The organism is Rhodococcus sp. T7 (assembly GCF_009872365.1).
Taxonomy (GTDB): domain Bacteria; phylum Actinomycetota; class Actinomycetes; order Mycobacteriales; family Mycobacteriaceae; genus Rhodococcus_F.
The window spans coordinates 1-23765 of the sequence record NZ_WXYH01000287.1; the positions used below are offsets into that span (position 1 = coordinate 1).

Annotated in this window: 14 protein-coding genes and 2 pseudogenes; 11 read left to right on the forward strand and 5 right to left on the reverse strand. The window is 65.1% G+C overall.

Going from position 1 to position 23765, the window contains the following annotated elements:
- A pseudogene (locus tag MLGJGCBP_RS23285) lies at positions 1-545 on the reverse strand (hypothetical protein); the annotation flags it as partial.
- 1447 nt (positions 546-1992) lie between these two features.
- Between MLGJGCBP_RS23285 and MLGJGCBP_RS23290 the strand changes: the two are divergent.
- Together MLGJGCBP_RS23290 and MLGJGCBP_RS23295 are read left to right on the forward strand one after the other, a co-directional pair.
- Entirely contained in the window at positions 1993-2487 is a 495-nt protein-coding gene (locus tag MLGJGCBP_RS23290) for a helix-turn-helix domain-containing protein (RefSeq protein WP_160098357.1), read from the forward strand.
- Between the two features lie 2539 nt (positions 2488-5026).
- A complete protein-coding gene (locus tag MLGJGCBP_RS23295) occupies positions 5027-5581 on the forward strand; it encodes a hypothetical protein (RefSeq protein WP_160098359.1) in 555 nt (184 codons plus the stop codon).
- Positions 5582-5877: 296 nt separating this feature from the next.
- Here MLGJGCBP_RS23295 and MLGJGCBP_RS23300 read toward each other — a convergent pair whose 3' ends face one another.
- The 4 genes from MLGJGCBP_RS23300 to MLGJGCBP_RS23320 all read right to left on the reverse strand — a co-directional run bounded on the left by MLGJGCBP_RS23300 (position 5878) and on the right by MLGJGCBP_RS23320 (position 10928).
- Positions 5878-6897, reverse strand: a complete 1020-nt coding sequence (locus MLGJGCBP_RS23300; protein WP_160098361.1) for a GAF domain-containing protein — start codon at positions 6895-6897, stop codon at positions 5878-5880.
- A 76-nt stretch (positions 6898-6973) separates the two neighbouring features.
- Positions 6974-7792 carry an SDR family NAD(P)-dependent oxidoreductase gene (locus MLGJGCBP_RS23305; RefSeq protein WP_160098363.1) on the reverse strand — a complete coding sequence of 273 codons (819 nt, stop codon included), beginning with the start codon at positions 7790-7792 and terminating at the stop codon, positions 6974-6976.
- Between the two features lie 420 nt (positions 7793-8212).
- Entirely contained in the window at positions 8213-9196 is a 984-nt protein-coding gene (locus MLGJGCBP_RS51985; RefSeq protein WP_236581308.1) for a DUF3024 domain-containing protein, read from the reverse strand.
- A 517-nt stretch (positions 9197-9713) separates the two neighbouring features.
- Positions 9714-10928, reverse strand: a complete 1215-nt coding sequence (locus MLGJGCBP_RS23320) for an IS110 family transposase (protein ID WP_160098365.1) — start codon at positions 10926-10928, stop codon at positions 9714-9716.
- Positions 10929-11539: 611 nt separating this feature from the next.
- Here MLGJGCBP_RS23320 and MLGJGCBP_RS23325 point away from each other — a divergent pair.
- The 9 genes and pseudogenes from MLGJGCBP_RS23325 to MLGJGCBP_RS23365 all read left to right on the forward strand — a co-directional run bounded on the left by MLGJGCBP_RS23325 (position 11540) and on the right by MLGJGCBP_RS23365 (position 22452).
- A pseudogene (locus MLGJGCBP_RS23325) lies at positions 11540-12068 on the forward strand (pyridoxamine 5'-phosphate oxidase family protein).
- Between the two features lie 241 nt (positions 12069-12309).
- Entirely contained in the window at positions 12310-13773 is a 1464-nt protein-coding gene (locus tag MLGJGCBP_RS23330; protein ID WP_160098367.1) for a site-specific integrase, read from the forward strand.
- Positions 13773-15695, forward strand: a complete 1923-nt coding sequence (locus MLGJGCBP_RS23335) for a hypothetical protein (protein WP_160098369.1) — start codon at positions 13773-13775, stop codon at positions 15693-15695. The genes MLGJGCBP_RS23330 and MLGJGCBP_RS23335 overlap by 1 nt, the downstream gene beginning before the upstream one ends.
- Positions 15692-17788: a hypothetical protein gene (locus MLGJGCBP_RS23340; RefSeq protein WP_201453173.1), complete on the forward strand. Its 2097-nt coding sequence runs from the start codon at positions 15692-15694 to the stop codon at positions 17786-17788. The genes MLGJGCBP_RS23335 and MLGJGCBP_RS23340 overlap by 4 nt, the downstream gene beginning before the upstream one ends.
- Positions 17785-18234: a hypothetical protein gene (locus MLGJGCBP_RS23345; protein ID WP_201453174.1), complete on the forward strand. Its 450-nt coding sequence runs from the start codon at positions 17785-17787 to the stop codon at positions 18232-18234. The genes MLGJGCBP_RS23340 and MLGJGCBP_RS23345 overlap by 4 nt, the downstream gene beginning before the upstream one ends.
- Positions 18235-18710: 476 nt before the next feature.
- On the forward strand, positions 18711-19895 hold the full coding sequence (locus tag MLGJGCBP_RS23350; protein ID WP_160098371.1) for an integrase: 1185 nt from the start codon (positions 18711-18713) through the stop codon (positions 19893-19895).
- 130 nt (positions 19896-20025) lie between these two features.
- Positions 20026-21147 (forward strand): hypothetical protein, encoded by a 1122-nt coding sequence (locus MLGJGCBP_RS23355; RefSeq protein ID WP_236581309.1) that lies wholly within the window; start codon positions 20026-20028, stop codon positions 21145-21147.
- Positions 21148-21948: 801 nt separating this feature from the next.
- The gene (locus MLGJGCBP_RS23360; RefSeq protein ID WP_160098373.1) at positions 21949-22275 is read left to right on the forward strand and encodes a hypothetical protein; all 327 of its coding nucleotides are present in this window, start codon (positions 21949-21951) and stop codon (positions 22273-22275) included.
- A 21-nt stretch (positions 22276-22296) separates the two neighbouring features.
- A complete protein-coding gene (locus MLGJGCBP_RS23365; RefSeq protein WP_160098375.1) occupies positions 22297-22452 on the forward strand; it encodes a hypothetical protein in 156 nt (51 codons plus the stop codon).
- The last annotated feature ends 1313 nt before the right edge of the window (positions 22453-23765 follow it).

Consider the following 23765-nt stretch of genomic DNA (forward strand, 5'->3'; position numbering starts at 1 on the left):
AGGCCGACACCCGGGATGAACACCGTCGCCAGCGTCGTGCCGACCCCGATACCGACGACGGTGCCGATGACTGCACCACCCGCCGCACCGAGGACGGCGGCCGGTGCGCCGACCGCCAGCGCGCCGGCTGCACCACCAACCACGACTCCGGTCACCGTGCCCGCCGCGAGCCGGTCGGCCTGCTTCGTCGGCACACCGAGAGAAGTGACGAGGTTTCCGCCATCGGCCTGCAACGCGGACAGTGTGTTGTTGACCTGCTGGGCTTCCCGCTCCGGAATGACATCAGGCCGGGGCAGGAGCGCAGAACCGAGCAGGAGTGTGTTCGGCGGGGCCTGGATCGGAGCGATACCCGGTCGCTGCACCATCGGCGGGCGAGGCGGCGCAGCCGGGGCAGGCGCGGGCACAGTTTGCTCCGGCTGCGCATAGGCCGGCCCGGTGTACTGCGGCTCCACATACACCGGCTGGGTGTACTGCGGCTCCACATACGTCGGCTGCGAGTACCCCTGCTCGAAGTCCTCGTACGAACGCCACTCCGCGTTCTGCACCTGAGGGGAAGGGATGTAACCAGGCAGGTATTCACGCTCAGGAGCAGGTGCGGACGTCCCCGACTGGCTCCCACCACCGGTACCCGGCTGAATCCCACCACCAGTACCCGGCTGCGACGGGGCTGCCTGCGCCACACCCGCACATGCCACGCACAGCGCCACAGGAACCGCGCACCACACCGCTGCCCGCTCCGCCCGCCGACGATGCCGGCCCCCACCTGATCTACTCATCACTACTCGCTTTCTCTCGAAGGAAACGCCGTTGCGGTGCACCTCTGTGCAACCGCAGGTGCCGAAGACGAATCGGAAATATCTGAATAACAACAACTTTGGAAGCTGGGCAGGAGGCTGACTGGCCCTCGACCGGCCGTGAGGCGAACGGTCAGGCTGGCCAGCCAGGGAAGGCCCCGCCGAGACCGAAGAGCAAGGTGATCAGAAGGACGAGTAACATCGCGAAATCCTTAATGGAGAATTGAATTGGGAATCTGTCAGCGAGTTAGACGACGGGCTGAACGCCGACCCAGGGTGACGAATACGGCACCAAGGAGTGGCCCGCGGGACAGGTCGAAAACCCAGGAAGACCGATGCTGTAGCACCTGTAACCAGGCGCCCGACCAGCGCAATGTGCGATGACGCCGAGCGGCCGCCCGCCCTCATTCCACGAGATCGGAACGTGAGGAGCGGACTCGGTGGAATCGGCCTGTAACGAAAACGGGGCAGCAGTACGATTAGTGGTCGGGTGGATGTGGGCACCCAAAGACATCGGAGCCTCCAACTGGGTACAGAAATGGCCCGCGGGGATCCGAGATCCTGCGGCGTGGACGTTTACGCGTTGAAACGCTGTTGGGAGTAGAACCCCAGGTGCGGGCGAGGACGCCAATCATCACCGCATCTGGGGTTTTCTGCGCAGCACTAGTTGGCCCGCGTGCGAGCCACGAGCTGCGAAGTGAGACCACTGAGCGGTGACTTGGGCAGAAGTTCAACCGCACAGTGGAAGTCTTGGGAATTCGGAATTCTGTCCGGAGCGAATAAGTCTGAGCCCGTTCGACTTCAGAAACTCGACGAGCCGAACCGCTGGTCGCGGTGGTGGTGACCTGGTGATTGTGGGCGTCAGAAGCACGCGAAGGTGCGACTCTGCACGAGCCACACCTTGTCTTAGTTGTTTCCGACACGATCGCCCCCGGGAGTCCAAAGGGCACACCAAATAGACGGTGTGCATCACCTTTTGCGCTACAAGCAGACCCGACGTGTACAAGGCCGCAGGACTCCCCGGTGGGGCGCGCGGAAGGATCATAAACCGCGGCAGCTTCTGCGCGCAACCTATTCACGCTTTTCATTCCCGCCCCTACCCCTGAGCTCGGCCGCTCGAAGCGGCGACGATCGTCGCAACAATAACACGCAACTATAGGGCTTGTCAGCGCGTTACTTCACTCCGGGAAGGGCAACAATGGTCGGATACAGAAGTGGCCGGACCCCGGGAGTTGATGAAGTGCCTCGCAGCGGAGTCAGAGGATTCCGGGGTGACAAGCTCCGCGAACAACGTGTGAAGGCACGACTCACACCGGACGATCTCGCGGCCCGAATCGGTACAACCCGTCAGGCCGTCTCGACCTGGGAAACTGGACGGTCAAGGCCGGCACCGGAAATGCTCGGTCTTCTTGCCGAAGCCCTAGACACGTCAATCTCTGTGCTCGTGCCGATTCCGGCTGGCAAACTCAGAATGAGCGACCTTCGAGTGCGGGCAGCGCTGAATCAACGAAACGCAGCCGCCCAGCTCGGAATCGGGGCCACTACGTTGGCCGAGATCGAGAACGGGGCAAAGCCGGTCCGCGATGACCTTGTGCCCAAGATCGCCGAGCTCTATGGGGTCGACAAGCGAATCGTTGCAGAAGCGTGGAAGCGCGGATGTGAACAGCGCGAGACACGCGCGAAGAACCTATAAGTAATCACGCAACTAAAGCACGGATTCGCGCATCTCTGAGATCGTTCGACGGCGTGTCTTCATCGTTATCTGCCCAACTTGTGACAGGTTTGGTGCGGATCCTGATTGGGGTCCGAAGTTGGACGGTCAGGGAAGGAGAAGGGAATGGGAAACCCATACAAGGGAGGCCGGACTCGCGTAACCAGCAGAGTCCCTGACGTGGTGTTCGAGGAGCTCGAACGTAGGCGGATGGCAGCGGGTGTGAATATGAGCCAGTACCTGGCAGATCTTCTCGCAGCCGCTACCGGCCATACCCAGCTCGTTCAGGAGACCAACCAGGAGGTGCTGAAACTTTCCGCGTAAACGCGATGGCGGCCTTAACGCCGCACAACCGAACACACACCACGTAGTGCATCACACCAACTAGCCAAAAAACCCCCGACCGGGCAGGGCCGAGGGCATTGGGTCTTTGAAGTTGGTCGAGAAACGAGTTTGCCGCTCGATTCTCTGTACTGCTTTTCCCCGGAGGGACTGTCTTGCTGGACAGAGCCCAGGGTAGCGCACACCCTGATGCAGGTCTAATAACTCATGCGCGTGTCACCCCGCTAAGTGGTGACACTGACAGCACACAACTGCTCTACGACACTTGCACCCGCATGTGGTCGCCGCGGCGGCGTGTCCGCGTCGACCCGAAACGAGAACATAGCTACGACACCACCATCTCCATTCCCCCGCAGCAGCTGGAATTTCCTTGGGCGATCTATCTCGCCGACTCGGGCCAGCGCTTTCGGCTTCTGGCGTTCGACTTCGATTCGTCCCGTTTTGGCGCCGATCAGGCTCGTAGCGATTCGGACCGCCTCGCCGGACACCTCGACGACCTGGGCGTCCACTACTTGCGTGCGCACTCCGGGCCCCGGGGGGGCCAACACATCTGGCTCCGACTTGGCGAGGACGGGGCTGACCTGGCCGCTGTCGGGAAACTCAACCACGTGCTCGGACGGCACTATGCCACCTTCGACACATCACCCCTGAGCAAACCTCATATGGGAGTTGTGCGGCCTCCAGGCGCACCACACCGCGACGGTGGACGGTCCGTGCCCCACCTGGCCGGTGCAGAGTTGCAGCAGACTCTCGATCGTGTCAGCCGCGGGACGACGCCGGAAGTCGTCAACTGGCTCCTCGCGCAGCATCCCCATGTCGCGCGCGCTACACCACCCGAGGAACAACGACGGCGGCCGCAGCGGATCATTGAGGATGCTGCGGGTCCGAGACTCGACCGACCCCGGCGGCCGCTACCCCACCGAACCGTGGCTTTGCTCGCGACGGTGCCGTCTAAAGGGGCGGACCGCAGTGCCCTCGCTCACACCATCCTTCTTTCTATGGCTCGCGCCGGACACACACTCGACGACGCCCGCGCCGCCGTTGCCACTGCTCCGGGTCTGATTCGGCTTCGTGAGGACGCTGCCCGCGGCCGCGACGACACCGAACGCCAATGGTCCCGCGCCCTTGCCCGGGCCGCTACCTTCACCGTTAGCTTCAGCCAGGCGCCACGGGAACCGATCGACGACGAACTCGACGACATCGAGTATGCCCTTGCATCGGCAACGGCGCACTGGGGGCGACGAGGAGGAGCAAGTGACGAACGGATCCTGCACGCACTGACCGCGCTAGCGCGCGCTGCCCGGACTCGGGTCCTCGACATCGACTGCCGCCGCCTGGGACAGACGTGCGCTCTCGATGCCTCCACGGTCTCGCGCAGGCTTCGTGTGCTGGCACGGGAAGGCTGGGTCACGCTAACCACTCCAAGCGCCGGGACGCGAGCTGCACGGTGGACCCTCAACCAGCCGCCTGATGTGGGCGTAGAGACTACTTCTCATGCAACACAAGGGGAACCCGCCCCCGCTCCTGGGCCCGGACTCACACTCCTCCCCCATCACACCCACGATCTATGGAGTCCGTCGAGGTGCGGTGGGCTCGGTGGGGCAACCGCACGTGTCCACTGGTACTACCGGTCCGGGGTCGAGAGCCTGGACGGATTGGCGGAGAAGACTGGCTACGGCACAGATTTCATCCAGCGGGCACTCACCCGCCTGCACTCGGCGGGGCTGCTCATTGAGAATGCCACCGGTGAGGAGTTGCTGCGGGTGTTCGAGATGGCCGCGCAGACCCTTGGGGTTGCGGGCTTCAACGCGCGACGTGCCTCCCGACATCTGGTAGACCGCGAGCTGTTTACCTGGTGGAACGAAGAGCAAGAGTGGAGAACCACGCGGGGTAAGAAGCGGGGGACGCGTCGGAATACTTCGACCGGAGCGCTTGCGCTCCCCATTTCGGCGCCGGCGAGGGTCCGCTACGGCAGGTTCCCCACCAGATCGAACGGAGGGGCGGACTACTCCAGGGCCCGGGCCATTGTGGCTCAGATCAATTCCACCGGTCGGTCCGCGGCATGACAGCACGATCGACGGCATCGACGAATGTCGCCGCGATAGCTCACATGTGCCGAACTCGTCGCCTCCCGCGCGGCACCCGCTCTCGCGCGGCGATCGCGGCTAGGTTGTCGAGCATGAGGCGCCCAACCACCTCGACACGTACACGCAAGCAACAGTGCCGCGCACCTCGGACTCCGTGCCGCACCGCCACGGACGTCGTCGCCCGATTTGCCCAGGGCGCGAAGACCGTCGTCATCGACGCCCCGCCCGAGCAGATCCTCGAACTCCACGACCTCGAGGGCACCGGCACCCTGCGGATCACCGGCAGTACACCGCACCACCAGACGAAGTCGCGGGCCATCGTCGTCACCGACGCGGCGCAGGTGCAGCTCAAGGGACACACCCGCTGCTTCGCGTACACCATCGCTATCATCGAAGCCTTCGACGACACCGAGGTCGAAGCCCGCAACAAATCCATCGTCTACGCCGTCGACCGAGCCAAAGTCCGCGCCACCGACGAATCCACTATCCACGCCTACGACCAGGTCACCGTCCACGCCGAGGGACACACCACCGTCCACGCCACCGACAACAGCCGAATACTTCTTCACGACAATGCCCACGCCATAGCGCAACGCGGTGTCACCATCCACGGCCCAGCGCGCACCAACACTCGTATCCGCCAATAGTGACTGATAAATCCTTTCCAGTTCCACGCGAACAATGAGACTCGATGGGCTCCGCAGCCGTGTTAGCCCCGCCCGGGCGAGCCGGAAATGACCGGCTCCATCCGAGAACTGATGCCCGTTGCGCCGATGATCGGTACGCATTCTTCTCATCGTGGCACCAGCCGTATGTGCCGCCGCCCCAAACGGGCGATGAAACCGTTGTCGGGCTAGCTAAGCTACCCGAGCGCAGCCTAGCCGCAGGTACGTCGAGAACTCGGCGCCGTGCCGGCAGGTGATCGAGAGCTAGCGAGGAAGAGTCACAGATGTCCCGGCGGCGGCGCCGCCGACACGGTGACGAGTCCACCAGTCGTGTGCTGGTCAAAGACCATCAACGAGACCTCAAGGTGCAATGGCTTCCACTCACCATCGAGCCCGCGAAAGCGAACAACACCAGAGGTGCTACCACGCGCAAGTTCTGCAGATAGACGCCGCGCAACCGCGACGTCATCCGGGTGCATCGCCGGCGTCGGCTCCCCTACCCCACCTTCCCAAGCAATCCCGGGCATCGGGTTGCCTCGCCATTTGATCAGGCTCAGCTTCTTGATATCCACGTAGGCCAGATACTCACCAGGCTTCAACTTGGCCTCCAAGACGCGATGTTCCAGAATGACCGGCGGCGGTGCAGTCGGCACATCGTCCGCCGGACCTATGTCATGTGTAACACCCCTCAGAATCACCACCTTCCGATCGCGGTTCGGATCGGGCCGTTCCTCAACAGCGCGGCACGAGAAATGCGCAGCACGGCGGTCGCCGTCGTCGCGTTTGACCGTCCACACCGCCTGGTGTTCCATCCCCGGGGTCGACTGAACGATCTTGGCTAGTGCTTGCCCCTCGTCGACGCCGGTATCCAACCGATCGAACGCCCCAGCCATTGCAGCCTCAGATCGACGATTCTCGGGTGCTACCCCATACAAGTCGAAAAGATCCTCGCTACCACTGACTTTGAGGTCGGTGAGATTGAAGTACCAGGCTCCAGCCGGATCGCGTTGTGCAACCTTCTCTTCAGCCAATCCGGCCCACAGATAGATGGCGTGAAGTCGGCCCTCGAATGTGCACAAGGGGTCCGCGATAACCCGGCGACGGCCGTCACTGGAAAGCCTGTCAACCTTTGTCGGGTTGGCCATGACCTCAGTGATCGCCGAAGTCGCATCTGCAAATGACCGCCTGCTCTTGATCACTTGCTCCAACGGCACGAAGGGCTTGGGTGTGCGGCCCTGTCCCACAATCGACGGCACCGCGCCCCCGAACGTACTTACCAGTAACCACTTTGTCGCCATCCAAAACCTCCCCGACCGAATGAACGAGGAGATCCTAGCCTGTCCGGATTGAACGCTGTTCAGGTCGAACGTCCAGCTACGCACCAAGCTTCTTCAGGGCGGGCAGGATGGACAGATAGCGCGATCCGAGTGTTCGCGTAACCATGTCGACCGCTCTGGCGTCTGCGCCGATCAAGACGCGCGCAGACCCGCGTTGAACGCCCCGGAGGATCGTCCGAGCGGCGGCACTCGGATCTGTTCTCGCTATACGCCGCTCGAATGAATCAGCGAGTTCGGTCCCGTCTACTCCTGCCGCGTGCCTAGCAGTGCGCGCGATGGTGGTCCGAATTCCACCCGGGTGAACGCATGTCACCTTTACGCGATGTCCCTCGAGGGCCATCTCCTGGCGGAGCGACTCAGTGAAACCCCGTACAGCAAACTTGGCCGCGTTATAGGCGGAATACGACGGAGCGGCCATCAACCCAAAGGCCGAGGAGATGTTGACGATGTGCCCTCGATCTGAACGCATCACGTGTGGAAGGAAGGCCTTCGTTCCGTTGACGACTCCCCAGAAGTCAACGTCGACCACTCGCTCGTAGTCCTCGAAGGTAGTGTCCAGGACGTCGCCGGCAAAAAGTACGCCAGCATTGTTGATCAGAGCGTCAACTCGGTCGAATCGAGAAGCGACATCTGCTGAATGGGCAAGTACCGCAGCTCGATCCGTCACATCGACAACCGACGTATAGATGTCTCCGGGACCGTCTGCGCACAGGTCAGCGGTAGCGAGCAGTAGAGACTCCGACGAGTCTGACAACGCCAGATGTGCGCCAGATTGAACCAGCTGTAGAGCTAGCTCGCGTCCAATTCCCGCCCCGGCTCCTGTTATTGCGACGACACGACCCTCGAAGTAGCCCATCTGTTCCCCTCGTTTCGGGCGGCATCCCTGCCCTTACCCTATCCAATGTCTATGGGTCCATAGTTCTATCGAAACCGTCGTCGCCGCACTGTGATGACTCTCATGCACTTTGGAATGCTTCACGTTGGGAGCCTCATAGCCCAACCAAATGGTCTGGTCGGTGCCTGAATTCGGCTCCGGCCGGGGTCCACCGGCCAAAGAGGCCCCGCCGACAGGACCGAACACAGCGGCAGCATTGGCGGTCGGTACGGTGGTGAACCGCGTCTGGTACCGGATGCCGTCGAACTCGGCATCGAACGCCGCCGCCCAGGCCTGCGGACGTCGTACGGCGTCATGGTGCACAACTCGCGGGTGACCCCGAAGTGTCGCCTCGTGCGGGATTCGATGTGGCACCCGCCCATCGGACGCACCTGGGGTTCGTCAGCCCCAGAACATGCAGGTCGGGTCCCGGTCGAGTTCGGTCAGCAGGGTCTCGAGGTGCGGCGACGGCGGGAGCCGGTCGTAGGTGTGGAAGCGGAGATTGCGGTCCCGCCAGTACAGACTCCAGGTCTTGGTGGCCTTGGTGTAGCGCAGCCGGGCGATCGGCATGCTGGTCCACTCCGTCCCGACGTCATCGCACCAGGGGGCGCGCCGCTCGACGATGGTCAGATGTCGCGCCGCGATCTCGCATTCGAGGCGGACCTCATGCCGGGCGTGCTCGGGAACGCGGGCACCGCACCACCGCTGCACCCGAGCAATATCCAGCTCCGGCAGACCGGGAACCGCCGGTCCCGGCCGCGGCGGCACAGCGCCGGTGCTGTCGCCGGCAGGTACCAGGGCCGACGGTGAGCTGTGCGGGTTCTCGGCGGCCTCACTGAGTACGGTGAACGCGGCGTCGAGGCGCTGTTGGCGGCGCCGGTTCGGTTCATGGTTGGCGTCGGCGGCCACGTACCCGATCAGTTCCTCGAGGCCGGTGTCGGGGACCGGCAGGATGGTGTCGTCGCCGTCGACATACGCGCGGAAGGCGACGCGTTCGCAGTCGGTGTCCAGCAGCATGATGCCGCGCAGGGTCGTAGCCACCTCGTCGGGGATGCGGAGGTGGTGCACCGGGCCGATCTCCGTCGGTTGAGCGCGTCGGAGATCGAACGGTGAGCCCTCCCAGTCGCTGATGCGTCCTGCGTCGCCGCAGGTGTTGCATTCCGAGGCGATGGGGCCCTCGGTAGCGGCGCGGAGAACGAGCATCCGGCCGGTGCAGCGGCGGTTGCCGGGACGTCGCCGGCACGGCAGCGCGCTCACCCAGGCGGTACCGGTGTCACCGGCGGTGGCGGCGCGAACCAGGTCGTACAGTTGCTCGGCGAGACGGCGGGCAGGCCCGGGGACCTCGTCCGGCAGATCGAGGAAATGACGCAGATCGGTGACGAGCACCCTGCAGAAGGTACTCGACTAGGTCTCGACCACCGCGGTCGACTCGTCGCCGTCGGCGATCACCGCCGGCCACCGTAATCGCGAGTCCTTCAGCTGGTAGGGACACCTCACGTGTCAGTCGGTGCAGCCATCCGTCCGTCCGGCACGATCTCCTCGCTGACCAGCCTCGACACCAGAGTTCCCTGTCTCATGAGGCATACCGATTCTGAGAACACCGCTCCGCGGAACCTGCGACTGTCGAGATGCAACGAAGATTGGCAGAACACGCCGCTGCACATTGACCCGGGCATGCCGTCTGCGCTCGTCGTGTAGGCGTGTCACCACCACAAGGGAATTAGCAGCAAATCTAACAAGAACCGAACCAGCATGTGGCCGCATTCAGGGCATCGATGCAGCTCAGACCCGATCAACGACCGATGTCGCCCTTGTTAAACAAGTGGGTCAGCTTGTTAATCTTCGCTGCATCTCGACACCTACAACACAACCCAACCTGTAGACATCCCAGGGCCGTAAGGCGTCAAGCAGCCCGGGTGGTGCGGCGGTGGTCCCAGGCAATGTGTTCGTCGTAGTGGGTGCGGTGGCGGAGGCAGCCGTGGAGGATGCCGACGAGGCGGTTGCCGAGGGCGCGGAGCGCTTGGTGGTGCAGGTCGCCGGCATCACGCCGCTGGTCGTAGAACTCCCGGGCGCCGGGGCTGGACGACAATGCGCAGAACGCCCATTGATCCACGGCATCGTAGAGGCGCCGGTTGCGGACGTGGCGGGCGAGCACCGCGCGTTTCTTGCCGGACGCGACCGTCAACGGGGAGGTCCCGGCGTAGTTTCTGCGAGACTTGGTGGTGGTGTAGCGATCGGGGTCATCCCCGAACTCACCGAGCACCCGGGCGCCGAGCACAACACCAAGTCCTGGCAGGGAGCGGTAGATGTCGGTGTCCGGGTGTGCCTCAAAATGTGTTGCCAGTTCGGCCTCGAGTTCGGTGATCTGCCGGTTCAACTCGACGATGAGACCGACCGCAGCGCGGGTGGTGGCGGCGAACGCGGCAGCGACCGGCGCCGGCGCGGTGAGGTGCTCGACCCGCAGACCGGCCTGGATTTCGCGGGCCCGACCGTCGAGATTGCGTTGCCGACCTGCCTTTTTGAGCGCGGATCGGATCGCCGGCAGGGTCAGGTGCGCGGCCTCGGCGGGAGTCGGGGCACGACCGAGGACGGCCAGGGTGTCGCGGTCGTGCAGGTCGTCGAACACCTCCAGCGCGGCCGGATAATACTCGCGCAGCGCCGAGCGCAGCATGTTGGTCTGCCGGGTGCGGGCCCAGATCAGATTCTGGTGTCCGCGGGCAAGGACCTTGATCGCCTCCACGTCCGGGCTGTCGCCCGCGATCGGGCGGTGGTTGTGTCGGTCCGTGCGCACCAGGTCCGCGAGCAGCTTGGCGTCACCGGGGTCGGACTTCGCGCCCGAGACGTGATGCCGGTCGCGGTAGCGCGCGACCGCGAGCGGGTTGATTGCGTACACCTGATAGCAGGCGGCGGTCAGCGCCTGCACCCACAGGCCGCGGTCGGTTTCGATGCCGACCACGACCTGACCTGGTTCTTCGGCGTGCTCGGTTACCATTTCGTGCAACTGCCGGATGCCGGTCAGTCCCTCGGGGAGCCGCCGAGATGCCAGCCGCCGCCCGGCCTCGTCCATCAGATACACATCGTGATGCTGTTCGGCCCAGTCGTCGCCGATGAAGATCATCGATCACCGCCCCTTCCTTCGGTTCTCGCTCAACCTATTTCGAGCCTAAGGACACCCGGCTTCGACCTAATGGACCAGTGCTCGAACTTGGCACGACATCCCATCAGCGCTACAGGCGACCTCACCAACCGGCCGGGGCACGCTCTACAGTCAGGAATCGACTCTCGCTTCAGGTTCCTGCGGTGCTCACCGACCGGTGGCTCGGTGATCAGCTTCCCCCTCCTGATCCATTACGTGTCGAAGGCTCGCTGATCGACTCCCATTAGGTTCCACGTCTCGGTGTCACTTCTCGGCGCCTCCGACCTGCGGGTTTTCAAGATCGTGTCAGTGCATGATTCTGACGAACTTGTCGGAATCCTCAGCCGGCCGCTATCCCTTAAGGCGATCGTCGATCGGTCAGTGATTGTGACTGGCGAGGGTCAGTGGATCGCACCTGAAGTATTCGAACCGCCGGCCAGCCGACCGCGCATGAGTTCTGGCGCCCCGCAAGACAGACGAAAATAGCTGACACAAGATGTCAGGGTCTTAGTGCAAGCATGGTTCCACCGTTCGGCGCCGATCGTGGACGTGGGCCGGACCTCGGATCGACGCAACCACAGACAAGGACCTCCATGCGCGAAACACCAGAAGAGCTCAAAGAACTGCAGGCCCTCCTCGACGACTCCCTGTCCCGCTCCACCACCCACCTGCGTTCGATCATCAACACCGAGCGCACACTGACCGCAGAGCAGCTCACCCAGGTCATCACCGGCATGTGCACCCTCGCCCTGTCCACCGTCACCGCCAAAGGTGAACCACGGATCAGCGGTGTGGACGGGCACTTCCTGCACGGAAAGTGGCACTTCGGCACGGCGCGCGGCGCGGCCAAGGCCCGCCACCTCGCCGCCCGGCCCGCCGTCAGCGCCGCGCACATGCGCGGGGAAGACCTCGGCGTGTTCACATACGGCACTGTGGAAATCTCAACCCCCACGACGCGGAGCCGGCCGCAGACTGGCCGGACCTACTCGCCTACTTCAAAGGCTTCTACGGTGATGACTCCTTCGACTGGGACAACGACGTGGTTTACTACCGGCTGCATCCGCACTGGCCACCGTCTACGCCAGCGACATCGCAAAGCTCGCTGCGGCGACCCGGTCCTGATCCAGCACCGACCGCATCGGAACCAGTCCGCATGTCCCCGGCCGTGGGGACGCATCCAGTGGTCCCGAGTGACACGAAACCTGGAAAGTGACACGCGAGTGACATGAAATTTGGAAAGTGACACCGCTTCTTTTCAGGGTTGAAATCTGTCTCATCGGCCTCCTGTCTGTGTTGTGCCGAGTGATCGCTGTGTCGTAGCGCTCGTGTATCTATGTCCTCCGTCGTCTCGGAGGAGGATCGGGTGTTCCTGTCGTTCGTGGATCCGTCGTTGCTTCGGACGCACCTGGACGGCCACGGTGTGGACTCGGCCGACGTGGTTCGGCTGCTCGAGTATCGAGCGATCCCGGCCGGGACACCGGTGTTCCTCGACGAGCTGACGATGCGGCCGGTCGAGCCTTTGTGCTCGTGGTTCCGACATCTGGTCTACGAGGAGAAGGACGCCAAGACGTTGCGCGAGTATGCCTACATCGTGCGGCGGTTCGTCCACTTCCTACGGTCCCGCGACCGGGGCCTGCTCGAAGCGACCGAATCCGACTTCAGGGCGTACCGCGTTCTGCGCACACAGGTGCAGGACAAGCCAGTCGGCGATGCGACGTGGGGGAAGGAGGCCCAGTTGCTCAACCAGCTCTACCGATGGCTGGTCGAGCATGGCCACCTGCGTCACCGACCGCTGCGGATATCCCACAGGGGACGCAATCCGCTGGCGCCCCGACTGCGGCGGGGCATGGACATTCGCCACATGACCTTGGCGCAATACCGTTACTTCCGCGACGTCGGCCTGGGCGGGCAGCTGCCGGATTCACAGGCCAGCACTGTGTTCCGTGGTCGAGCGCCGCTCCGTGGTCGGGCCGCCGCCGACTTGGCGTTGTGCACTGGGATGCGTCCGGCGGAGTGGTCGACGGTGTTGCTGCCCGAACTCGGTGTCGGTCGGCGTCGACCGGGCGAATCTGTGGAGTTCCCGGTGCAGGCCTGCGCGAAGTATGGCAAGTACCGCGAGATCTACGTGCCGACCGGAGCGTTGGACGCGGTGGACACCTTTCTGCTGGTGGAGCGTCCGGAACTGGTCGCCGCCTCGTCGAAATCCTTGGCGCGTCGACGCCGGGAGTTGTTCGTCGTCGACCACATCGATCACGAGGCCGGGACGCTGCGCGGTGTCCTGGACGGTCGGCGCCGGACGTTCGTGATGTCTGCGATGGGGCCGGACCTGCGGCGAATCAGCATGCGGGAGAATGAATATGGTGTCGAGCCGCTGGCGGTGTTCGTCGGCCACGGCGGTCAGATGCTCGGGCCTTCATCCTGGTATCGGATCCGCTGCGACGCGTGGGCGCGGATGCGCGTTCATGCCGATGCTCCCGGTGCACCGTTGCTGCCTCGGCGGCGGTGGAGATGGCACGACACCAGGCATACGTTTGCGTTGCAGCTGTTGTCCTATCTGGAACAGCAGATGGACGGCGACGAACCGGACGCGGTGGCGCGGCGTCGACGCCACATGTCTTACCTGGGCGGTCATATCAAGCACAACCCGTTGTTGATCGTCAGCCGGAGACTTGGACATTCGAGCCCCGCCACGACGTACGCCTATCTGGAATACAGCGACGATCCGATGAACGCGGTGGACGCCGCGTTCTCCGAGTGGACGGTGCAGGAAGGCGACACCTACGCCGATATCGCCCGTCACGTGCTGGTCGAGGGGGGTGAGCGCTGATGCCTCGCCGGGGCGACCACCAACACGACTTCGCTGCGGTCGCCGAGCCGGAGGCTCCGGTCGACCGGATCGGTATCCGTTTGGTGCGGGCACTGGACCGGACCGGCATACCGCGGGAGGTCACGTTCAGCCCCCACGAGTTTCGGTGCGCCGGGTTGGCCGGGGAGCTGGCCGACGAGTGGGTCGACTACGCCGAGATCAGCAGGATCTCGGGCGCGTCGGCCGCCGTCGGCCGGCAAGCGATACGCAATTTCTGCACGAAGGTCGACTTCCTGCTCGCCGAGGACGCGCACGAGGCCAGCTTGGCCAAACAGCACCCCGATATCGCGGCCGTGTTGGCCGAGTGGGAACGAACCCTTCCCACCGACTACCGGGCGGGCTCGACGACGCCGTCCACCCTGGCGGCGATGGTGCGGGCACTGATCGCCCGACGCGCACAACACGATCAGCGACCGGTGGCCCCGCATCTGCGTCGTCTGGTCGACGGCGAGGTCGGAGTGGCTGCGGGCAGCACGCAGGAAGTCGACGAGTTCTCCCGCAAGGACAAACGCGCCGTCGTTCGGGCGGCGTGGGCCTGGGCGAATCAACTGGACTCCCGCCTTTCCGACGGATGGGCGTCGGCCGCCCAGGGCCGCCACCCGGCCGAGCACGGCTGGACCGACGTCGCCAATCTGCTCTGGGGCCTGTCCCGTCAACAGGTCAGCCCACTCGACATCCGCGACAACCTTCCGGTGATCCATCGGTGGCCGCCCGAGTTGCGGGCCTGCATCGAACATCCCGACCAACCGGTCTACGCGGCGCGGGCGAAGGGGATGCTCGTGCGATGGCTGGTGCGCCAGCTCTATCCCGGTCACCTCGACCTGCACGCCTATCGGGTGCTGCTTATGGCGGCCACCGGGCACACATCCGAGGAGGTCACCGCGTTGACTGATGAGGATGTCGAGTTCCTGCCCTCGGGCGTTCGATTGACTCTGACCAAGCAGCGGGCTCAGAAGGTGCGGCACCGCACCTTCGGCACCGAGACTCTTCCGGAAACGACGGTTCGCGAGCCTGTCGACTTCACCGACCGGCCCCACCGAGAAGTCGGCGCGATCATCCGGCGTCTCATGCGCGTCACCGAGCAGCTCCGGCTACGAGCACCGGACGCCGGACGTCTGTTCCTGGCAGCCTCGGTCGCGGCCGACTACGAGCTGCGCATCGCGCGATGGGACTACAACCTTCCCCGGTCCCGGTTTGTGAACTGGCTGGCCGCCGCGGACGTGACGGTCGACGGGGCGCCCGACATTCGTCGACTGCGTAAATCCACGAAGGTGGAGAAGGCGATCGCCTTCGGTGGCCGCATCGCCGACACGGCCAACGATCACCACGAGGAGGTGTTCCGGGGCCACTACGCGCAGGGCACGACCCTGCGCGTGATGTCGGGCCAGGTGATCGCCACCGCCCAGGACCACTGGTTCACCAAGGCGTTGGAGGGACCGACCGTGCTGACCACCTCCACCGACGTGCTGGACGCCCCGGATCAGGCGCAGACCTTGGGCCTGAGCCCGCGGCAAGCCGAGGACATCCGACGGGGCGCACTGGACATGGGACTGACCCAGTGCGCGGACCCCCACAACTCGCCCTACGGCCGGTCGGGAGAGTTGTGCCCGGTGGCACCGCTGCGTTGTCTGGAATGCCGCAACGCCTGGGTGCTGCCCAGCGACCTGCCTCAGCTTCTGCTGTTCGCCGACCACCTCGACCGGCTCCGGATGCGACTGTCTCCGCAGCACTTCGGTGAATTGTGGGGACAGAGTCACACCAATCTCCTCGCCGTCCTGGCCGAGCGCACGGATGAGGAGAAAGCTTTGGCCCGTAAGCACATCGATGCCGGTGAGGCCGGTCTGCATCTGCCACTGGCCGCGAACGTGGAGTTCGACAGTTGAGCATCCAACGACCGAGCGCCCAGTCCAGCGCGGCCTTCGACGCCCACGAACCCGTCATTCAGTCCCACCCGCTGCTAGCCGACGCGCGGGTGCCGCAGTTCGGCGAGACCCGGGAATGGAACCTCAACGGCGTCATCAGCCGACCGGCCCGGCTCTATGCGGCCGCCTGGACGCTGGTGTTCTCCCAAGAATTAGCGGAGCCGCCGTGGAATCTGCTGGCGCGTGAACTGAGCATGGTCATGCTCAACCCGCGCCACCCGGCGGTCACCACGGCGGGGCTTTCCCTGAAACCCACACCGGCGAACCCGTCCACGGTGATCAGCGAGTTGAGCCACCTCCGGCGGCTGGCCAGATGGGCCGAGGCGAACGGGCTGCCGCCGGAACTGGCCTCCTGGCAAGACAACGACCTGCGGCGCCTTGTCAGCGACCTGCGCGAGCAGCTGTCCGGCAGCAGCGTCCGGCACTACATCGGCACATTGAAAATGCTGCACCAATACGGTCCCGCCCTCACCGGCGAAGGACTCCGAACGGACCCTTGGGCAGGCAAAAGTGCCCGTGATGCATCGCAAACTCCCGTGGCCGCGGTCGTGTCCACTCCCGCGATTCCGCCGGAGCAATGGTTTCCGTTGATCCGTGCCGCCTGGACCTACGTTCACACTTTCGCTCCCGACATCCTGCGAGCGCACCAGCGTTACCAGGAGCTCGTCGGCAACGCGACGAAGAAGATAACCGGCGATCAAGATGCGCGACTGACCACATGGCTGGCCGACCCCGCCAACCCGATCCCTGTTCATGCCGGACCCTACGACGCCGGCCAGGATCGCGGTGAGGTGAACTGGTCGTTGCTGACCTTGATGCTTGGCTGGGATCACTCTTGTGGCGCAACTATTTTCGGCCGAAACCGGACCACCGGCCGGCAGCGAATCGCCAGAGTCGAGGACGCTGTCTCAAGCGGCCACCGGACCACGACCGGCGTCATCGACGACCTCGCCCAGGTCCAGCGCGGCGACGGCACGAGCACCCCCTGGCATCGAGGGCTCGCCCCTCGCGCCATTGGACTGGAACGTCGCATGCTGCGTAACGCCTGCTACGTGCTGGTCGTGGGTTTGTCCATGATGCGTGACTCGGAGATCCACGAAATCGCTCCCGGCTCGATCGTCGAGTACTACGGAACACCGGCCATCAAGTCCACCAAGGGCAAACACGACCCCGATCTGCCGATCAAGCACTGGTGGATCACCGCACCGGTCGCCGAAGCCGTGGTTGTTGCCGAGCGGCTGTCCGAACGGCACGACCGGCTCTTCCCGCCCATGGTCCGCAAATCTGCCGATGTCTCTCGCAGCCACCAGATGCTGGAGGCATTCGCAGCCCACGTCAACACCACCCGCGCCGGGACCGGATTGCAGGAGATCCCGCCGGGCAAGACGCGACCGCACATGTTCAGGCGGACGATGGCGATGCTGACGGACCACTTCCCCGGCAGCGAGATCGCCCTGGGCATCCAGCTCAAACACATCGCGTCCAGGGCGCTGGCCAATCGCTCGACCCAGGGCTACGCCAACGCGGACAGCTCCTGGGCCGAGCATTTGGAGTCGGCTATCGAAGCGGCCAGGTTCCGACGAGTGGAGGACCTCTACCGAGCCCACAAGGCCGGGGAACCGATCGGCTACGGTCCCGGCGCCGAACGGATGACGCAAGCCTTCAGCGGCATTCAACAGACGGTGCAAGCTCGAGGTGGCGACGCGATCGTCGAACGAGCCATGTTGCGCAAAGCCCGGCTCTCCATCCGGTTCGGCGTTCTCAACCACTGCGTTATGGACGAGAACAACCCTGTCGGCGCGGCGTGTCTCGAAAACGCCGTCGTTCCCGAAGGCCACAAAGGCCCGCTACAAGACCGGTGCCGTCCGGATCGATGCGCCAACAGTGTCATCGGCCCCGAACACGCGCCGATCTGGGCCTCGGAGCGCCAAACCCTGCTCACCCTCATCGACACACCGGGGCTGTCGGCCTGCCGCAAAGCCGTGCTGCAGCGCGAGTTGGGCGATGTCGATGCTGTCATCCGCAAGACCCACACGGACAAGGAACAAGCGTGACCACCATCCCCGAGGCCGCAGAGGAGGCCAAGCCCGAGGAGGGAGTGTCGGCCGGCACCGCCAAACGCCTGCGCGAGGCCATGGATCGGCTGATGGCCGGGCGGCCGCAGCGCACCGACGGACGGTTGATCAAGGACAACCTCTGGAAAGAGGCCGACGTCAGCCGTGCCACCATGAACCGGGCCACCCAGATCATGTCCGAATGGGACGCCCGCGTCGCCGCCTGCGACGGATTCACGCCGGGCGAGGCCCGTAAGAACGACGAACTCGCCGCCTTGCGCGCCGCCCTCGCCGACAAGACACGCGAATGCACCCAACTGTCCCATCGACTGGACGCCGCAGCTAGCGCGATCGCCGCCCTGCATCACGACAACACACTGCTCCGTCAAGAACTCGACCACCGCGGTCACCTCGTCGCCCTCGACGCTCACCGCAGCGGCGCCTGACGCCGAGTCCTTCAGCAGGTAAGCGACGTCTCACGAGCCTGTCGGGGCAGCGATCCGACCGCCGGCACGAATCCCTCATTGACCAGTCTCGGCGCCGGAATCCGAATGTCTCATGAGACATACGGATTCTGGAGAACACCGCGTCGCGGAACCTACACAACCTGGGATTTGGGGATCCGGTTTGGTCGCCGCGCCGAGTCACTTCCCCCAAGTGTTGGGTGATAGCTGCTAAAAGATGTTAGCGCCGTTGTATGAGAGAAGGGCCAGGTCAGGGGATTTGATGCCACCAGCCACGTCGCACCGGGCCACCATCGGCCGTCACGTGACGCAACCGCCGCCGAACGAGTGGTCTCCCTGATCTCGGTCGAGGACCGTGCCGCACGGTCGTCCCGGCTGCCGACGCTGTCGCCGGCACCACGCCGGGCCTGCCCCACTCCCCGGACCCCGAAGACCGAGAAGACCTGGAGTCGCCCCTCATGACCGAGACCCCGCCCGTGACCGGCCCCTCCCCCGCCCGGTCGGCCGGTGCGCCCGCCCCGATGGTGGCGGTGCGCCCCGGCCCGCCGGTCCTGAGCGCCGACGCCGAACGGCGCATCCTGGCGGCACTGGAGCAGCGGCACGCGCCGAGCACCGTCCGCAACTATCGGCAGGACTGGGCCAAGTTCGCCGCCTGGTGCGCCCTCCGCGGGCACCGCGACCTGCCCGCGCACCCGCACGCCGTCGCGGACTACCTCACCGAACACGCCGACGCCCGCACCCAGACCGGTGACCGGGCCTACTCCACCGCCACCCTCACCCGATGGGTCGCCTCCATCAACTACTGGCACCGCGCCTGCGCCCAGCCCGCCCCCGGCGAGTCCCAAATCATCAAGGACACCCTCTCCGGCCTGCGCCGCAGCTACGCCCGCAGCGGCGACCGCCCCACCAAGCGCGCCGCACCACTCCTCGTCGCCGACCTCGAGCGGATCCTGTCCGCCAGCCGTGACGACGCCACCACCTGGGTCACCCGAGCCCGCGAGCGGCGCGACAGCGCACTCCTGCTCCTGGGCTTCGCCGGCGCGTGCCGGCGCTCCGAACTCTCCGCGCTGGTCATCGCCGACGTGACCGCGCACCGACACGACGGACTGCACCTGCGGATCCGTACGTCGAAGACCGACCAGACCGGCGACGGCCAGGTCAAAGGCGTGCCCTACACCGTTCGCCATCTGACCTGCCCACCCTGCGCCTACCGCCGGTGGCTCGACGTGATCGCCGCGTTCGACCGCACCGGTCGCCCCGGCGTGATCCGGCTCCTCCACGACCAGGACGAGTTCGACGACCACGCCTGCCGCACCGCGGCCCCGACCGCGCCCGACCCCGCCGCGGCGGTGTTCCGGGCGATCCGCGCCAACGGCAACATCAGCGACACTCCCCTATCCGGACCCGCCATCCACGCCGCGATCCGCCGCCGCGCCCAACTCGCCGGCTACCCCGACGACGTCGTCACCCAGATCGGCGGCCACTCCCTGCGCGCCGGGTTCGTCACCCAGGGCTTCCTCAACCGCGCCCACCCGCACGAGATCATGCGCCAGACCGGCCACGTCAACCCGGCCACCCTCGAGATCTACGCCCGCGAACACGCACCACTGCAGAACAACGCCGTCACCCGAATCGGCCTGTAAGACCCTGCGGTGACGACACTGCGAAGACACACGGAGAACCGACACCACGCGGGAAAACCGAGGAGCCGATCGCGCCGTGCCACCGAAGTGGCGGGATCGGGGGTCGGTGCGGCCCCTACGCTGAACAGCCGTGACAACCACCGGGACGAACAGGCACGGCACACCGGACATCTCCGCCCTGTTCGCGGCAGCGGGCCCCGGTTCCGCCTACCGATACGACTGGGCCCTCTTCGCGGACTGGTGCGAAGCCCTCGACACCGCACCCTTGCCGGCGGACCCGGTCGCGCTCGCCCGGTTCCTGGATGCTCATCCGGCCCGGCGAACCACCCAACGTCGCCGCATCGCCGCCATCAACTGGGTCCACACGGCAGGTGGGCATCATCCGCCCGGGTCGTCACGAGCCATCCGGGACATCCTCTCGACCCGAGCCCGCCGCCGCGGCCAGCGCTCCCAACTCGCCCGCGCCGTGGTGTCCGCCCTCCCCACCACCGGCTGGCCTGGCGGTCTCTTCGGACGCCGAGACGCACTCCTGCTGGTGCTGTCCTGCACCATCGACCTGACCCCCACCGCGGTGGGACGGCTGCAACGCAGCGACCTCACCTACGACGGGAACACCCTCCTGATCGGCGCCGGTCACGACCGGCAACTACACCCGACCCCCGAAGATCCGCGCGGCTGCCCCGTTGCGGTGTACCTGAGATGGGCGCGGCTGCAGGCGTTTTTCGACCGATACCCCTCGAACAGAGCCCTGGCCCGCAGCCTGATCGAGGCGCGACCCGTCACCGACGACAGCGTGGTGTCCTATCGGACACTGCCGGCGCTGAGAGAAGACCGGGACGGCCCGCTGCTCCCGAGCTTCGATCAGTGGGGCCACTTCGCCGCCCCACGTCGAGACAGCCGGGGCCTGTCCGGCAAGTCCGTCGCCGCGATCGTCACCGCGCACCTTGCCGGGATCGCAGCGTCCCGGCGCGCACGACCGGTGCTGCTCGACAACTGGGGCTCAGTTGTCGAGGAAGTCGATGCCGAACTGCACGCCGCGAAACCCGACCCTGTGGGCGACGACGACTACGTAGAGCTGACAGCGGAGGAACTCGCAGCCCGCTACGACGCCGGAATCGCCCACAAACACACCGACGCCCAGAACCTGCGGGACCTGACAGACACCTTCGACGACATCGACCGGAGAACCGACGAAATCCTCCGCCGAACCGAGGAGTTGCTTGCGCAGATGGGCGACCCCGCGACCGACTGATCGGCCGGGCCGCCGGTGAGGCGTTGCTTCGGCGCGAATGCTGCCGCGGGCGTGTCGGTGCGGGGGCCAGTGCGCGGCTGGCGGGGTGAACCGTACTGGCCGCGAACCAGTATTGGCGGACCACGAAGTTGCCCGCGAACGAGGTGGCGAAGTTCAGAACGTTGTGGCGCTGGAACGGCGGTTTCCTGGCTTGCGCAACGGGCTCGGCGGCGTTGGACGTTGTGGAGTTATGGTTCCGGCCGCTGTGGCGGCAGCCGAAGCAGTAACCACCCCAGGGCTCGGTGACACGCCGCAGGTGCCGCGGACGTGGTTCACCGGTGGTCAACCCACGTTCGACGTACGCTGAGATCGTTCACGTCGCCCTCCGTGGTGGTAGCGGGATCCGATCGAGGAATCCGACCCTGTCCGCGTAGTCGGATGGTGGTCGCGGGGCTGTCGTCCAGGTGCCTCTGGTGGTCGTCTGGGCGCGGCGTGACGACGGGGCCGGCACCTTTCGAGGTGTCGGCCCCATACGCGTTCTTGGCATGGGTGTTCCGCGGACTCGCGGCTCAGGGGCGCTGGGTGTATCGCCCAGGCAACTCCCCCAATCGTGAAGCTGTCCGTGGATTCCTTCCGCGGTGGCCGCGGTGACTCCCGAACCGCCGGCTGTCTCCCCGGGATACCGCTGTCCGATCGTCGCCGAGCTGGTCGCTGCTCTCAGCGTTCCGGCGTTGGTGCCGCACCTGTTGCTCGCCAGCGAAGGCGCCGGCGCCGGCGCCCTCGCGACTTTCAGCAACTCCGACGAGGTGCCCGCCCACACAGATGACTGCGGACATCGGAGCCGACGGAGGTGTCGGCCAGGGCGCCGATGAGCGATCGCCGCGAGCCGCCAACCGCGGCCGGTTCCAAGCCGTTCAGCAGGCCGCTGATCGTCGGGTGCGCGCGAACGCGTCGCCGGTACTCCGGACACCGATTTCACCGCGCGCCTCTGAGCGTCCCGAATGCCGTTTGGCGTCCAATCCCCTCACGGAAGCCGGTTTCGGCGCTCTGCGGGGCAACGGGGCGGCAAAAAGGGTGCTCCCGATCCGACTCCTCCCCACGTTTTTCACCGGCTGGGCCAAATCTGCCTTCTTCGACGCCGCCGCCTGAGCGCCGTTCTGCGATCGCCGAATGACTCGGCCCGGACCCGACATCGCCGGCGGCCGGTTGTGCGTCGCAGCGGCCCGCACAGCCGCCAATGCGCGCCGCTCGAATCCGGATGCCGGCGCGGCGCTCGGCACCCGAGCCCAGACGTCGCTGCCCACACAAATTGTGCAATACCCGTGAGATACACAGTCCCCGCAATACCCGTCTCTCGCGTGGAATCCGCTCCCCTGCTGGCGAATCTGGCGGGATATGCACCACTCCCCCAACGCCTGTTCAAATCGGGATTCCTGCAATGCCCGTGAAATACGGGTAACCCGTATATAACTGGGTCAACGTCAGATGTGGGACATACGCTCTACCTGTTGCTGCCGCGAAACCCTATGACTATGGGACTTACTCACCTTGCGTGATCCACTGGTGCAGTGCGGAAACCATGAGACACGGATATCCCGCGATACAAGCGTGCGGCGCGAACAGCGTGATATTCGGGTATCACCCATAACCCGCAGAAGGAACCAAGCACGGGACCTCTGGGTATCGCGCGATGCACGCGCTTGGCGTGAATCCCGGAGATCCTGTGTCATACCCATCTCGCAGAAGTGGCGCTGAACGCTGGAACTCAGGGTATTGCCCATCACCCGCGACACCTGAGAGGTCCGGGTGTCTCCCATCTTCTGCATACAGGGCGTCGCGCATGGACAACGCGGACGACGGGATACGCGGATGCCCCGCATGACCCTCCGGCCGCGCCGAACACGCGCCTTGTGCCACTCCCCCACTTCCCGTGGATCGCGCCATCGACGGGAAAACCGCATCACCCGGAAGACCCGCCTGGCCCATGAATGCCCCTGATTGCGTGACACCCCCATCCCGTGCCACTCCCCCATCCCCCGCGACACGCACATCTGCCCATCTCCCGGATGGCACACATCCCCTGGATTACCCGTGAGATACGTGAATCACGTGTCTCACGCATATTCGACCAAATGTGGACCTCCTGCATTCGACGCGACTCCCGCCCACACCATGAGTCGGGCTAGTCCTGCATAACGCCCGTTCAACGGATGGAACGCCAAACCCGCTTCATGGGCGATACCTGTGTAATCAGTTCACGGTGCATTTCATGTCACTGATTGGACATGTGCATAACCACCCCACGACGGGTCATCCGGGTACCACGCATCTGACGGAACACCCGGCGAAGACATGAAGCATAGGATCAACAGGTTCCGCGGTATCCACGCTTACGGTGGGCCAGACGCTTCATACGCGAATAGATGGAGAAGTGGGATTCCTGCTAGCCACCCGACAAACGCGAGATACAGGAGTCACGTTTGTGGGGGACAGATGGGATACGCGGGTATCACCGATATCACGGGCTTCATGTCAAAGACACCAAATGGGGGAGTCCTGTGGGTTTGGGGAGTTCAGCACTTGGCGTGATAAGCGGAATTCCCGCGCGACACGCGAAACGTGGGGAACAGGGGAGTTGC

Bases quoted from the DNA above. Each gene is read 5' to 3' on its own strand.
- MLGJGCBP_RS23300 (WP_160098361.1), bottom strand. From the start codon at position 6,897: ATGGCGACAAAGTGGTTACTGGTAAGTACGTTCGGGGGCGCGGTGCCG.
- MLGJGCBP_RS23320 (WP_160098365.1), bottom strand. From the start codon at position 10,928: ATGATCTTCATCGGCGACGACTGGGCCGAACAGCATCACGATGTGTAT.
- MLGJGCBP_RS23335 (WP_160098369.1), top strand. From the start codon at position 13,773: ATGCCTCGCCGGGGCGACCACCAACACGACTTCGCTGCGGTCGCCGAG.
- MLGJGCBP_RS23295 (WP_160098359.1), top strand. From the start codon at position 5,027: ATGAGGCGCCCAACCACCTCGACACGTACACGCAAGCAACAGTGCCGC.
- MLGJGCBP_RS23365 (WP_160098375.1), top strand. From the start codon at position 22,297: ATGACTCGGCCCGGACCCGACATCGCCGGCGGCCGGTTGTGCGTCGCA.
- MLGJGCBP_RS23290 (WP_160098357.1), top strand. From the start codon at position 1,993: ATGGTCGGATACAGAAGTGGCCGGACCCCGGGAGTTGATGAAGTGCCT.
- MLGJGCBP_RS23350 (WP_160098371.1), top strand. From the start codon at position 18,711: ATGACCGAGACCCCGCCCGTGACCGGCCCCTCCCCCGCCCGGTCGGCC.
- MLGJGCBP_RS23360 (WP_160098373.1), top strand. From the start codon at position 21,949: ATGACTGCGGACATCGGAGCCGACGGAGGTGTCGGCCAGGGCGCCGAT.
- MLGJGCBP_RS23305 (WP_160098363.1), bottom strand. From the start codon at position 7,792: ATGGGCTACTTCGAGGGTCGTGTCGTCGCAATAACAGGAGCCGGGGCG.